This is a genomic window from Nocardioides sp. Soil774 (assembly GCF_001428125.1).
GTDB lineage: Bacteria > Actinomycetota > Actinomycetes > Propionibacteriales > Nocardioidaceae > Nocardioides.
Genome location: NZ_LMSM01000005.1, coordinates 166,569 through 179,336, shown reverse-complemented (window position 1 = coordinate 179,336; position 12,768 = coordinate 166,569). Strand labels below are relative to the sequence as shown.

Here is a 12,768-nt window from a genome sequence, read left to right as displayed (position 1 = left end):
TCAGCGACGGCGGCGACGAAGGTCGAGCACGTTGTCCTCGCCACGGTCGCGGAGCGTCGTACGCCCTCGCGCGACGGTGACCGAGTTGGCGTCGCCGGTGAGCACGAGCCGGTCGGCCCGCGTCAGCCGCAGCGCGTTGGCGGTGCCGGTGATGCGGACCCGGTAGGCCTTGCGCGCGACGACCGAGTCTGATCCGCGCAGGCGGAGCACGTTGACGGTGTCGGCGGTCAGGCTCGAGGACGCGCTGGCGAGGGTGACGTGCTCCGCGAGGCCCGCCACGGCCACCCGCGAACCGGAGCCGGTGACCGAGAGGTCCTTCACCGACGGGGCGGTCACGGCGTTGTCCGCGCCCGGCACCTCGAGGGCCAGCAGGGACTTCGAGGTGACGCTCGCGCGGTCACCGTCGAGGATCAGCCGGGTCGCGGCCGGCATCGTCACGGTCGCGTCGTCCGCCGTCACCCGGACCACGCCGCAGGTGCCGCTGAGCTGGTAGGTCACACCGTCCCACGGCAGCACGGTCTCCGTGCCGACCTCGCACTGCACGGGGACGGCGAAGCCTGCGGTGGCGGCGGGGGCCACCGCTGCGCCACCGGCGACCACGGTCAGCGCGAGCAGCGGGGCGGTCAGGACGCGGCGGAGGGAAGTCACATACCGACAGTACGCATCCCTGCGCGTGGGCGCTCCATGGGATGGGTCACACCCCGGCGGCCCCTCCGGTGAGCGGGTCGCGGTCGGTGAGGCAGTAGACCTGCCCACCGGGCGCGGTGAGCACCGTCCAGTGGTCGTGCCGTGCCACGAGGCGCGCGCCCAGCGCGAGGTGGCGCTCGGTGTCGGCCGCACGGTCCGCGCTCGCCAGGTCGGGGTGCGCGCGCACCGGTCCGTCGACCTCGTCGAGACGCTGGAGCAGCAGCCGCACCCGTCCGTCCTCCACCAGCCGGACGAACTGCGGCAGCGTGCCGACCTGCGGCGCGCGCCCGGTCAGCTCGCTCCAGAACCCCACCTCGGCGTCCCAGCGACGAGCGGGGACGTCGAGGCACACCTGGTCGAGGACGCTCGCACCGTCGCGCTCGAGCACCGGTTGCCCGTCGACCAGGGTGTGGCAGAAGGTGAAGCCGCCGGGGGAGCGCATCACCTCGACGTCGTGGTAGGTCCACGCGGTCGTGGCGCCGAGCGCGCGCGCCAGCGCGATGCTCGCGGGCCGGTCGCGGGAGTCGAGGTCGAGGTGCAGACCGGGCGGCCCGTCGACCGCCTGCACCTTGGCGTACGCCGACCCTGCCGCCGGCAGCAGCGTGAGGAACTGGCCGTCCTTGCCGCGGCGCTCGGACGGCGTCCAGCCGGTGACGGCCGACCAGAAGGCCACGGCCTCGTCGAGGTGGGCGGTCGGGGTGTCGAGGAAGACCTGGATCCAGGCGGGCGTCGCGTGGGTCATGCAGCGATCCTCACACGGCTAGTGTCCGGGGATGAGCGACGTGCCACGCCTGCTGCACACCGTCCTCGACGCCGTCGACGTGCGCGGTGAGGCGGAGTTCTGGCGGCAGCTCCTGGACCTGGTCTACCGCCCGGGCGACGAGGTGCCCGACGGCCACGACGACGCGGACTGGCTGGTGCTCACCGACGCCGACGGACGCCGCTGCCTGGCGATCCAGGCGGTCGAGTCGCTGCCACCGAGCCGGTGGCCGGAGCGGGGGCACCCGTCGGTGAGCCACCTCGACACCACGGTGCCGGACCGCGGCTCGCTCGACGCGGCGCATGAGCGGGTGGTCGCGCTGGGCGGGACGCTGCGGCTGGACCGCACCGACGACCCCGACGAGCCGCTGCGGGCCTACGCCAGCCCGGCGGGCCATGTGTTCTGCGTGTTCGTGGCGTGAGGGACTAGGCCAGGCCGAGCGCCCGCGCCTCCTCCCAGAGGTCCTCGCGGACGCTGGGGTGGGCCGCGCACTCGATGAGGTTGCGCGCCTGCTCGCGCTCGCTGCGCCCCCACATCCACGCGACGCCCTGCTCGGTCACGACCGCGCCGTGCTGGAAGGACGTCACCGGCTCGTCGACCAGCGGCACGATCGTCGAGACGTCGGCGCGCGGGTGCCAGCTGCGCAGCGCCATGAACGCCCGGCCGCCGGGCGCGTGGCTCGCGCCGACGGTGAAGTCGGTCTGCCCGCCGAAGCCGCTGTAGATCCGGGTGCCGATGCGCGAGGCGTTGGCCTGGTCGAAGAGGTCGACCTGCAGGGCGGTGTTGATCGAGGTCATGCCGGGCTGCTGGGCGATGGCGGCCGGGGCGTTGGTCGTCTCCGTGCGCAGCATCCGCACGCGTGGGTTGTCGTCGACCCAGTCGTAGAGCTCCTGGCTGCCGAACACGAACGACGTACGGACCGGGGTGCCGCGGTCGAGCGCGCCGGCCTTCTCGAGCGTGAGCACCTCGTCGCTGAACATCTCGGTCCACACCTTCAGGTCGCGCCGCTCGAGGACCCCGCCGATGGTGGCGTCGGGCACCTCGCCGATGCCGGCCTGCAGCGTGGCGCCGTCGCCGATCTCGGCAGCCACCCGCGAGCCGATGAGGCGGGCGTCCTCGCTCGGGGGTCGCGCGACGTGGGTGGTCAGCACGGCGTCCACCTCGACGCCGAGGTCGATGTCGTCGAGGCTGATCTCGGCGTCGCCGAAGGTCCACGGCATGCGCGGGTTGAGCTGGGCCACGACCACCGCGCCGCGATCTCGCGCCGCCTCGATGGCGGCGGGCAGCACGTTGACCTCGAGCCCGAGGGAGACCCGGCCGTTGCGGGGCACGGTCGTGTGGACCACGACGACGTCGGGCGCCAGCGGGCCGTGGAAGAGCCGCGGCACCATCGAGAGCCGGCACGGGACGTAGGACAGACGCGGGTGCCGGCGGAAGCCGGGCCCGACGAAGGTCGTCTCGGGCACGACGCCGTCGTGCATCGGGAGGTCGGGCTGCGCGTTGAGGGCGTGCAGCAGCGCCGCGGGCAGCTCGGCCAGCACCGGCGCGAGCAGCGCCACAGGTGAGGCGAAGTTGCCGCTGGTGACCACCCGCGGTGGGTGGTCGAGCCGCTCGCAGTGCTCCCGCACCGCACGGACGGCCTGGTCGATCTCGACGACGCGCATGGGGACAGCGTGCCAGTACCTCGTCGAAAATCGGTGGGCCTTCGGTCCCGCCACCCCTAGGCTTTGGTCATCATGTGGATCCACGGCTGACCCCGACCCGCGTCCGCGGCCGCGCACCTTCGTGCGCACGTGCCCGGCGGGTCCGATCCCTCGCCGAAGGACACTGCATGCCTGCCCCCACCCCTGCCCCGACCCCTGCCCCGCTCGTCGTCAGCGGGCTCTCGGTCGCCTACCCCCGGCGCACGGTGCTGACCGGCATCGACCTGGTCGCCCAGCCCGGGCGCCGCATCGGCCTGGTCGGCGAGAACGGCACCGGCAAGTCGACTCTGCTGCGCGCGGTCGCCGGCCGGCTCCCGTCGCCCGCCCGTGTCTCCGGCACCGTCGACGCGCCCGCCGACCTGGTGCTACTGGGCCAGGAGCCGCCCTTCGCCGACCGCGCGACGATCGCCGAGGTGCTGGACCTGACGCTCGCACCGCTGCGGCGCGCCGCGGCCGACGTGGAGCGCCTCGCCGCCGCCACCGGCACCCCGCAGGGGGATGCGGCGTACGCCGATGCGCTCGAGGTCGCGCTCGCCCACGACGCGTGGGACGCCGACCGACGTGCGGGTCTCGCCGCCTCCCATCTCGGGCTCGACCGACTGGCCCCCGGCCGCCGCGTCGGCACGGTGTCGGGTGGGCAGCGCACCCGGCTGGCGCTCGCCACGGTCATGACGACCCGACCGGGCTGCCTGCTGCTCGACGAGCCCACCAACCACCTCGACGACGACGCGGTCGAGGTGCTCACCGGCTTCCTGCGCGACCTGCCCGGGGTGGTGGTGCTCGCGAGCCACGACCGGGTGCTGCTCGACGACGTCTGCACCGACCTCGTCGACCTCGACGCCGGCGAGCTGGGCACCGACGGCCGCGGCGGACGCCGCTTCGGTGGCGGGTGGAGCGCCTACGAGGAGGCGCGCGCGCAGTCGCGCCGCCGGTGGGAGGAGACCTACCTCGCCCAGCAGGAGGAGATCGCGCGGCTGCGGGCGGCGACCCGCATCGGGACCGGCGCGATCGCCCACGACCGCGGGCCGACCGACGGCGACAAGTACATCTACTCCTTCAAGGGCGCCCGGGTCGAGCAGACCCTTGCGCGTCGCAAGAAGGACGCGCAGCGGCGGCTCGACATCGCCGAGCGCGACCAGGTGCGACGCCCACCCGCACCGCTGCGGTTCCGCGGAGGCCTCACCGCGTCCGCCAGCGGACGGATCGTGCAGGTCCGTGACGCCGAGGTCGCCGGGCGGGTGCGCGTCGCGCGCCTCGACCTCGACGCGGGGGAGCACCTGCTGCTCACCGGGCCCAACGGCTCCGGCAAGTCCACGCTCCTCGGCGTCCTGTCCGGACGGCTGTGCGCGACCGCCGGCACGGTCAAGGTCGGCGCCCGCACCGTGCGCGAGCTGACCCAGGACCCGCAGGTGGTCGAGCCGGGGCGCTCTGCGCTGTCGACGTACGACGTCGCGGTGCGGTCGCTCGTCGAGCCGCCCTCCCTCCGCGAGCTGGGCCTGCTGCACCCGCGCGACCATCGCACGCCCGTCGGCAGCCTGTCGGTCGGGCAGCGGCGCCGCTTGGGCCTCGCGATCGCGATCGCCGCCGCTCCCGACCTGCTGCTGCTCGACGAGCCGACCAACCACGTGTCGCTGGCGCTGGCCGGCGAGCTCGAGGAGGCCCTGGCCGCCGCGCCCGGCGGGGTCGTGCTGGCCTCGCACGACCGGTGGCTGCGACGCCGGTGGGCGGGCCCCGAGGTGCGGCTGCAGGCACTGTGACCGGCCGCCCGCCCCGCGGGACCCACCCGGCTCAGCCGGAGCGCCCCATCCGCACGTCCGCGGCCCCGAGGCGCGCGGCGTCGGCGGTGCGGTCGTCGGGCTGCTCCTGCGAGTCGATCTCGGCCGCCACGCGGGCGCGGTAGTGCTCGACCTCGTTGCGCGCCTGCTCCTCGCTCCACCCGAGCACGGGCGCCACGAGGTCGGCCACGTCCGCGGCGGCCGCCACGCCGCGGTCCGTCGCCTCGATCGAGATCCGCGTGCGACGGGTGAGGACGTCGTCGAGGTGCAGCGCACCCTCGGCGAGGGCGGCGTAGACCGCCTCGGCCCGCAGGTAGCTCGGTGCCCCCGGGAGCGGCTCGGCCAGGTCGGGCCGCTCGGCGACGAGCGCCAGCACCTCGCCGATGAGCGAGCCGTAGCGATGCAGGAGGTGCTCGATCCGCGCGAGGTGCAGGCCCGACTCGGCAGCGAGCTGCTCGCGGCCGTTCCACGCGGCTGCGTAGCCCTCCGCGCCCACCAGCGGGATGGTGTCGGTGCAGCACGCCGGCACCTTGCGAGGCAGGCTGTGCACGACGGCGTCGACGGCGTCCTTGGCCATCACCCGGTAGGTCGTGTACTTGCCGCCCGCGACCATGACGAGCCCGGCGACGGGGGAGACCACCGCGTGCTCGCGCGAGAGCTGGCTGGTGTCGTCGGACTCCCCGGAGAGCAACGGTCGCAGCCCGGCGTAGACCCCGACCACGTCCTCGTGGGTCAGTGGCGTCTGGAGCAGGGCGTTGGCGTGCTCGAGCAGGTAGTCGACGTCCGAGCGGCTGGCCGCCGGGTGGGCGAGGTCGAGCTCCCAGTCGGTGTCGGTGGTGCCGATGATCCAGTGCGTGTCCCACGGGATGATGAAGAGCACGCTCTTCTCGGTGCGGCTGATGATGCCCGTCCGCGCGCGGATCCGGTCACGCGGCACCACGATGTGCACGCCCTTGGACGCGCGCACGTTGATCTGTCCGCGCCCGCCCACCATGTCCTGGATCTCGTCGGTCCAGACCCCGGCGGCGTTGATGGTCTGGCGCGCCTCGATCTCGAGCTGCTCGCCGGTCTCGAGGTCGAGCACGCGTGCGCCGGTCACCCGGTCGCCCTCGCGCAGGAAGCCGGTGACCCGAGCACTGGTCGCCACGTGGGCGCCGTAGTCGGCGGCCGTGCGGGCCAGCATCATCGTGTGGCGCGCGTCGTCGACCTGGCCGTCGTAGTACTGGATCGCGCCGACCAGGGCGTCCTTGCGCAGCGAGGGGAACTCGCGCAGCGCCTGGCGCCGGGTGAGGTGGCGGTGGCTCGGGACGCCGTGGCGCCCGCCCATGGTGTCGTAGAGCAGCACGCCGCTGCCCACGTAGAACCGCTCCCAGACCCGGTGGGTGAGGGGGTAGAGGAACGGCACCGGACGAGCCAGGTGGGGGCACAGCCGGTTGAGGATCAGCGACCGCTCGCGCAGCGCCTCCCGCACCAGGGCGAAGTCGAGCTGCTCGAGGTAGCGCAGGCCGCCGTGCACCAGCTTGCTGGACCGGGACGACGTGCCGGCGGCGTAGTCGCGGGCCTCGACGAGCCCCACCCGCAGGCCGCGGGTGGCGGCGTCGAGCGCGGCGCCGGCGCCCACCACCCCGCCGCCGATGACGAGCACGTCGAGCGGCTCGCGGGTCATCTCCCGCAACGCGTCCGCACGGCGCTGGGGATCGAGCTTCACTGCAGTCCTGCTCATTGCGTCCTCACTCCACATCGACCCAGTCGAGGGTCCTCGTCACGGCCTTCTGCCAACCCTTGTAGCCCTCGGCGCGCTGCTCCTCCGACCACTGCGGCTCCCACCGCTTGTCCTCGTTCCAGTTCTTGCGCAGCTCCTCGCGGTCGGACCAGAAGCCCACTGCCAGCCCGGCGGCGTACGCCGCCCCGAGCGCGGTCGTCTCCGCGACGACCGGCTTGCTCACCGGCACCCCGAGCACGTCGGCCTGGATCTGCATGCACAGGTCGTTGGCCGTCACGCCGCCGTCCACCTTGAGCACCTCCAGCTTGACCCCGGAGTCCTTCTCCATGGCGTCGGCGACGTCGCGGCTCTGGTAGCAGATCGCCTCGAGCGTGGCCCGGGCCACGTGCGCGTTGGTGTTGAACCGCGACAGCCCGACGATCGCACCCCGGGCGTCGGAGCGCCAGTAGGGGGCGAACAGGCCGGAGAAGGCTGGCACGAAGTAGACCCCGCCGTTGTCCTCGACCTGACGCGCGAGCGACTCGCTCTGCGCAGCGCCGCTGATGATGCCGAGCTGGTCGCGCAGCCACTGCACCGCCGACCCGGTGACCGCGATCGAGCCCTCCAGCGCATAGACCGGCAACTCATCGCCGAACTGGTAGCAGACCGTGGTCAGCAGGCCGTTGTCCGAGCGCACCAGCTCGGTGCCGGTGTTGAGGAGCAGGAAGTTGCCGGTGCCGTAGGTGTTCTTGGCCTCGCCGGGCGCCAGGCACACCTGCCCGACCATGGCCGCCTGCTGGTCGCCCAGCGCAGCGGTCAGCGGCACCTCGGCGCCGAGCGGCCCGCTCGCCAGCGTCGTGCCGTAGGGCTCGGGCGACGACGAGGGTCGGATCTCCGGCAGCATCTGGCGCGGGATGTCGAAGAAGCCGAGCAGCTCGTCGTCCCAGTCGAGGGTCTCGAGGTCCATCAGCATCGTGCGGCTCGCGTTGGTGACGTCGGTGACGTGCACGCCGCCCTCGGTGCCGCCGGTGAGGTTCCACAGGAGCCAGCAGTCGGTCGTGCCGAAGATCGCCTCCCCGGCCTCGGCGGCCTCCCGGACCCCGTCGACGTTCTCGAGGATCCACTGGATCTTGCCGCCGGAGAAGTACGTCGCCGGCGGCAGGCCGGCCTTGCGCCGGATCACGTCGCCGCGACCGTCGCGGTCGAGCGCGCTGGCGATCCGGTCGGTGCGGGTGTCCTGCCACACGATCGCGTTGTAGTAGGGACGGCCCGTCTTCCGGTTCCACACGACCGTGGTCTCGCGCTGGTTGGTGATGCCCAGCGCAGCGAGGTCCGAGCCCTGCATCCCGGCGCGTGCGAGCGTGGTCTTGATGACCGAGCTGGTGCGCTCCCAGATCTCGAAGGGCGAGTGCTCGACCCAGCCGGCCTGCGGCATGATCTGCTCGTGCTCGAGCTGGTGACGGGCGATCTCGTTGCCGCCGTGGTCGAAGACCATGAAGCGGGTGCTGGTGGTGCCCTGGTCGATGGCGCCGACGTAGTCAGCCATGGTGGGTTCCTCCTGGGTGGGGCTGGTGTGGGGGTCGGGCTGGTGCGGGTGGGTCAGGCGTGGGCGTGGGAGTCGAGGTGCTGGTCGCGCGGGGCGTCGGTGGGGATCCTGCCGGTCTCCTGCGCCTCGTCCTCGTCGGGGAGGAATCGGCTGAGGCCACGGTAGGCCGCGGCGCCGATCAGTCCACCGATGAGCGGCGCGACGAGCGGCACCCAGAAGTAGAGCTGGCCGCGCTGGTCCTCGAAGGCCGTGTCGTAGCCGGTGAGGAAGCTGGCCAGGCGCGGGCCGAAGTCGCGGGCCGGGTTGATGGCGTAGCCCGCGTTGGTGCCCCAGGCCATGCCGATGGCCACCACGACGAGGCCGACCACGATGGGGGCGATGGTCGCCACCGGTGCGCTGTTGCGCACGTCGGTCACGGCCATGACCAGGAACAGCAGGATGGCCGTGCCGATCACCTGGTCGAGGAAGGCGGTGCTCGTGGAGATGTCGAGCGAGCCGTTGCCCGGCAGGGTGGAGAAGATCCCCTGCGTGGCGACGGTGAGGTCGGGGTCGACGAGCGCGATGGCGTCGGCGTAGATCCAGCGCACGAGCAGGGCGGCCGCGAAGGCGCCCGCGGTCTGGGCGATCGCGTAGGGCAGCACCTTGCGCCACTCGAAGTCGCCGAACGCCGCGAGGGCCAGGCTCACGGCCGGGTTGAGGTGGGCGCCGCTGATGCGCGCCGCCACGTAGACCCCGAAGGTCACGCCGAGCCCCCAGGCCCAGGCGATGGAGTCGTGGTCACCGAGGGCGCCGTCGCCGGTGACCACCTGGGCCACCACCCCGACGCCCATCAGGATGAGGATCATCGTGCCTGCGAACTCGGCGACCACCTCACCGAGCAAGGTCCTGCGTCCGAAACTGGTCATGCGTGCCAACTCCTCGAGTGTTGTCCGTCATGGGCTGCGCACACTAGGAACGAGGTGACGAGCGCCACAACGCACGGCGTTCGACATCGTCGAACGACCGTCGATTCGACATCGTCGAACGCGACCCCTGTGGTTCTGTCCAAGGTCTGGGTAACGTTCGTCACATGCCGGGACGGGTGCAGTCGGTGGAGCGGGCCGCGGCCATCCTGCAGGTCCTGGCGTCCGAGGCCCAGCCCACGCCGCTGCACCACCTGGCGTCCGCGCTCGGACTGGCGAAGGGCACCGCCCACGGCCTGCTCCAGACCCTCAAGGACGTCGGCTTCGTCGACCAGGACGAGGAGTCCGGGCTCTACGCCGTCGGGGTCGGGCTGCTGCAGCTCGCGGCGCCCGCCCTCGACCACAACGAGCTGCGCTCGCGCGCCATCAACTGGGCCGACGCCCTCGCCTCGCGCACCCACCTCGCGGTGCACGTGGGCACGCTGGAGGGCGCTGGCGTGGTCGTCGTGCACCACGTCTTCCGACCCGACAGCAGGCCGCAGACGCTGGTCACGGGCACGTCCTTCCCGTTGCACGCCAGCGCGCTCGGCAAGGTGCTCCTGGCCCACGACCCCCGGGCCATGCGGGCGGCGATGGCGTCGGGGCTGGAGAGCCACACCTACCGCACGGTGGTCGACTGGCCGGCCCTGCAGCGCCAGCTCGCCGACGTGCGCGACGTCGGGTGGGCCGCCGACGTCGAGGAGCGGGAGCCGGGAGTCGCGGCCCTGGCGGCTCCCGTGCGCGACCGCTCGGGCTACGTCGTGGCGGCGATCGGCGTCGAGGGCGCACCCGACGAGCTGTGCGACGCGCGCTCGCGACCGCTGGTCTCGGTCGCCGGCCACGTCACCGACGCGGCCCGGGCGGTCTCGCGCGAGCTCGGGCACGGGCGTCGCCCGTGAAGCGGTCCTTCGTCGCGGCCATCGACCAGGGCACGACCTCGACGCGGTGCCTGCTGTTCGACCGCAGCGGGCGGATGGTCTCGGTCGCGCAGCGCCCGCACCAGCAGCACTACCCGAGACCGGGCTGGGTCGAGCACGACGCCGCCGAGATCTGGCAGATCACCCGGGAGCTGCTGCCGCAGGCCCTCGAGGACGCCGCGGTCGACGCGAGCGAGGTGGTCTCGCTCGGCGTGACCAACCAGCGCGAGACCACGGTCGTCTGGGACCGCGCCACCGGCGCACCCGTCGGCCCGGCGATCGTGTGGCAGGACGTGCGCACCGCCGATCGCCTCGCCGAGCTCACCGACCACGCCGACCCCGACTGGCTGGCCGAGCGCACGGGTCTCCCGCTGTCCTCCTACCCGTCGGGCCCCACGCTGCGCTGGCTGCTCGACAGCGACCCCGGCCTGCGCGAGCGCGCGGAGGCGGGGGAGCTGCTCTTCGGCACCATGGACACCTGGCTCGTGTGGAACCTGACCGGCGGACTGCACGTGACCGACGTGACCAACGCCAGCCGCACGCTCCTGATGGACCTCCGGACCCTGGCGTGGGACCCCGAGCTCCTGGCGTGCATGCGGATCCCGGCCAGCATGCTCCCCGAGATCCGGCCCTCCATCGGTGTCGTCGGCACCACGCGCCACGGGGTGCCGGGCATCCCGATCGGCGCGCTCGTCGGCGACCAGCAGGCCTCGCTGCTGGGCCAGACGGCCTTCGACAAGGGTGAGGCCAAGTGCACGTTCGGGACCGGGAGCTTCCTGCTTCTCAACACCGGCACCGAGGTCGTGCGCTCCTCGTCGGGCCTCATCACGACCCTCGCCGCGAGCGCGGAGGGCGAGCCGGCGACGTACGCCCTCGAGGGCTCGGTGGCAGCGGCCGGGTCCCTGGTCGAGTGGTGCCGCACCAGCCTGGGCCTGATCCGCACCGCGCCCGAGATCGAGACCCTCGCCGCGACGGTCGAGGACAACGGTGGCTGCGTGATCGTGCCGGCGTTCTCGGGCCTCTACGCACCCCACTGGGAGCCCGACGCGCAGGGGACCGTGCTCGGGCTGACCTCCTACATCGAGAAGGGCCACCTGGCCCGGGCCGTGCTGGAGGCGGTGGCGTGGCAGACGCGCGACGTCGTGGACGCGATGACGAAGGACGCGGGCGCGGCGATGGCCTTCCTCGCCGTCGACGGGGGCATGACGGCCAACAACCTGCTCATGCAGACAGTCGCCGACGTCCTCGACGTGCCGGTGATCCGCCCGATGATGGCCGAGAGCGTCTCGCTCGGGGCGGCGTACGCCGCAGGGCTCGCGGTGGGCTACTGGCCCGACCGCAGCGTGCTGCGCTCGCACTGGCACCGTGCCGCCGAGTGGCGCTCGCAGGTGGGCGCCGCAGCCCGCGACGAGGCCCACGCCGCGTGGCGCGACGCGGTGGCGCTGTCCATCGCGTGGGGGCACCGGCAGGGGGCGCGACGCCACGGTCCACCCGGTGTCGCCGACGACGGCAGGGCACCGATCCACTGATAGGGTCGGCGTCGCTCGAACATCCTTTAACGATCCGTCCCGTGAGGCGGAGAAGGAGGTACGGCGTGGCACCGCCTGCCCGAAATCTGCCCATCCCCGCGCTCCTGGTCCTCGAGGACGGGCGCACCTTCCGCGGCGAGTCCTTCGGCGCCGAGGGCGAGACCTTCGGCGAAGCGGTCTTCTCCACCGGCATGACCGGCTACCAGGAGACGCTCACCGATCCCAGCTACCACCACCAGGTGGTCGTGATGACGGCACCGCACGTCGGCAACACCGGGATGAACGACGAGGACGAGGAGTCCTCGCGCATCTGGGTCGCCGGCTACGTCGTGCGCGACCCCGCACGGGTCCCGAGCAGCTGGCGCAGCACGCGCAGCCTCGTCGACGACCTCCGCGCACAGGGTGTCGTCGGCATCAGCGGCGTCGACACCCGCGCGCTGACCCGCCACCTGCGCGAGCGCGGGGCGATGCGGGTGGGGATCTCCACGACCGAGACCGACCCCGAGCGCCTGCTGGCGCGCGTGCTCGACTCGGGCGAGATGAGCGGCGCCAACCTCAGCGGGTCGGTGTCGACGCAGGAGGCCTACGTCGTCCCGGCCGAGGGCGACAAGCGCTTCACCGTCGCCGCCGTGGACCTCGGCATCAAGGGCAACACGCCCCGCATGATGAGCCAGCGCGGCATCGAGGTGCACGTGCTGCCCGCGACCGCGACCCTCGCCGACGTGCAGGCCGTCGCACCCGACGGGCTGTTCTTCAGCAACGGCCCCGGCGACCCGGCCGCGACCACCGACCAGGTCGAGCTCCTCCAGCAGGCGCTCGGCGCCGGCATCCCCTATTTCGGCATCTGCTTCGGCAACCAGCTCTTCGGCCGCGCACTGGGCTTCGGCACCTACAAGCTGAAGTACGGCCACCGCGGCATCAACCAGCCGGTCATGGACCGCACGACCGGCAAGGTCGAGGTCACCGCCCACAACCACGGCTTCGCGGTCGACGCCCCGCTCGAGGGCTCCACCGCCACCGAGTTCGGCGAGGTCACCGTCAGCCACGTGTGCCTCAACGACGACGTGGTCGAGGGCCTCGAGCTGCGCGACCCCGAGGGCCGGCTGCGCTCGTTCTCCGTGCAGTACCACCCCGAGGCCGCGGCCGGCCCGCACGACGCGGCGTACCTCTTCGACCGGTTCTGCGAGCTCATGGACGGGAAGGCCTGA

At 73.0% G+C, this 12,768-nt stretch carries 11 protein-coding genes; 5 read left to right on the top strand and 6 right to left on the bottom strand.

Translation table 11 applies throughout. The features are described from left to right. Positions 1–648, bottom strand: a complete 648-nt coding sequence (locus tag ASG76_RS03755) for a DUF3060 domain-containing protein (protein WP_056600299.1) — start codon at positions 646–648, stop codon at positions 1–3. Positions 649–694: 46 nt separating this feature from the next. After that, the gene (locus tag ASG76_RS03750; RefSeq protein ID WP_056600296.1) at positions 695–1,429 is read right to left on the bottom strand and encodes a VOC family protein; all 735 of its coding nucleotides are present in this window, start codon (positions 1,427–1,429) and stop codon (positions 695–697) included. A gap of 31 nt (positions 1,430–1,460) precedes the next feature. Between ASG76_RS03750 and ASG76_RS03745 the strand changes: the two genes are divergently transcribed. Next, positions 1,461–1,868, top strand: coding sequence for a VOC family protein (locus ASG76_RS03745; protein ID WP_056600294.1), 408 nt, complete (start codon positions 1,461–1,463; stop codon positions 1,866–1,868). A 4-nt stretch (positions 1,869–1,872) separates the two neighbouring features. On the opposite strand, the gene ASG76_RS03740 is transcribed toward ASG76_RS03745, so the two are convergent. Next, positions 1,873–3,036, bottom strand: a complete 1,164-nt coding sequence (locus ASG76_RS03740) for an acetyl-CoA hydrolase/transferase family protein (RefSeq protein WP_235529416.1) — start codon at positions 3,034–3,036, stop codon at positions 1,873–1,875. Between the two features lie 242 nt (positions 3,037–3,278). Here ASG76_RS03740 and ASG76_RS03735 point away from each other — a divergent pair, with 242 nt between their 5' ends. Continuing rightward, a complete protein-coding gene (locus ASG76_RS03735) occupies positions 3,279–4,907 on the top strand; it encodes an ABC-F family ATP-binding cassette domain-containing protein (RefSeq protein ID WP_056600287.1) in 1,629 nt (542 codons plus the stop codon). Between the two features lie 31 nt (positions 4,908–4,938). On the opposite strand, the gene ASG76_RS03730 is transcribed toward ASG76_RS03735, so the two are convergent. Genes ASG76_RS03730 through ASG76_RS03720 form a run of 3 tightly spaced genes read right to left on the bottom strand, consistent with a single transcriptional unit; the run spans position 4,939 to position 9,078 of the window. Further along, the gene (locus ASG76_RS03730; RefSeq protein ID WP_056600284.1) at positions 4,939–6,648 is read right to left on the bottom strand and encodes a glycerol-3-phosphate dehydrogenase/oxidase; all 1,710 of its coding nucleotides are present in this window, start codon (positions 6,646–6,648) and stop codon (positions 4,939–4,941) included. A 7-nt stretch (positions 6,649–6,655) separates the two neighbouring features. Further along, on the bottom strand, positions 6,656–8,173 hold the full coding sequence (gene glpK, locus ASG76_RS03725; protein ID WP_056600280.1) for a glycerol kinase GlpK: 1,518 nt from the start codon (positions 8,171–8,173) through the stop codon (positions 6,656–6,658). 53 nt (positions 8,174–8,226) lie between these two features. Continuing rightward, on the bottom strand, positions 8,227–9,078 hold the full coding sequence (locus tag ASG76_RS03720; RefSeq protein WP_056600278.1) for an MIP/aquaporin family protein: 852 nt from the start codon (positions 9,076–9,078) through the stop codon (positions 8,227–8,229). A 164-nt stretch (positions 9,079–9,242) separates the two neighbouring features. Between ASG76_RS03720 and ASG76_RS03715 the strand changes: the two genes are divergently transcribed. From ASG76_RS03715 to carA, 3 genes are all read left to right on the top strand, one after another. Next, entirely contained in the window at positions 9,243–10,013 is a 771-nt protein-coding gene (locus tag ASG76_RS03715) for an IclR family transcriptional regulator (RefSeq protein WP_056600275.1), read from the top strand. Next, positions 10,010–11,560: a glycerol kinase GlpK gene (glpK, locus tag ASG76_RS03710; RefSeq protein WP_056600272.1), complete on the top strand. Its 1,551-nt coding sequence runs from the start codon at positions 10,010–10,012 to the stop codon at positions 11,558–11,560. Before ASG76_RS03715 ends, glpK (ASG76_RS03710) begins: the two co-directional genes overlap by 4 nt. 65 nt (positions 11,561–11,625) lie before the next feature. Then, positions 11,626–12,768, top strand: coding sequence for a glutamine-hydrolyzing carbamoyl-phosphate synthase small subunit (gene carA, locus ASG76_RS03705; protein ID WP_056600269.1), 1,143 nt, complete (start codon positions 11,626–11,628; stop codon positions 12,766–12,768).

Bases quoted from the DNA above. Each gene is read 5' to 3' on its own strand.
- ASG76_RS03750 (WP_056600296.1), bottom strand. From the start codon at position 1,429: ATGACCCACGCGACGCCCGCCTGGATCCAGGTCTTCCTCGACACCCCG.
- ASG76_RS03745 (WP_056600294.1), top strand. From the start codon at position 1,461: ATGAGCGACGTGCCACGCCTGCTGCACACCGTCCTCGACGCCGTCGAC.
- ASG76_RS03735 (WP_056600287.1), top strand. From the start codon at position 3,279: ATGCCTGCCCCCACCCCTGCCCCGACCCCTGCCCCGCTCGTCGTCAGC.
- ASG76_RS03730 (WP_056600284.1), bottom strand. From the start codon at position 6,648: ATGAGCAGGACTGCAGTGAAGCTCGATCCCCAGCGCCGTGCGGACGCG.
- glpK (WP_056600280.1), bottom strand. From the start codon at position 8,173: ATGGCTGACTACGTCGGCGCCATCGACCAGGGCACCACCAGCACCCGC.
- ASG76_RS03720 (WP_056600278.1), bottom strand. From the start codon at position 9,078: ATGACCAGTTTCGGACGCAGGACCTTGCTCGGTGAGGTGGTCGCCGAG.
- ASG76_RS03715 (WP_056600275.1), top strand. From the start codon at position 9,243: ATGCCGGGACGGGTGCAGTCGGTGGAGCGGGCCGCGGCCATCCTGCAG.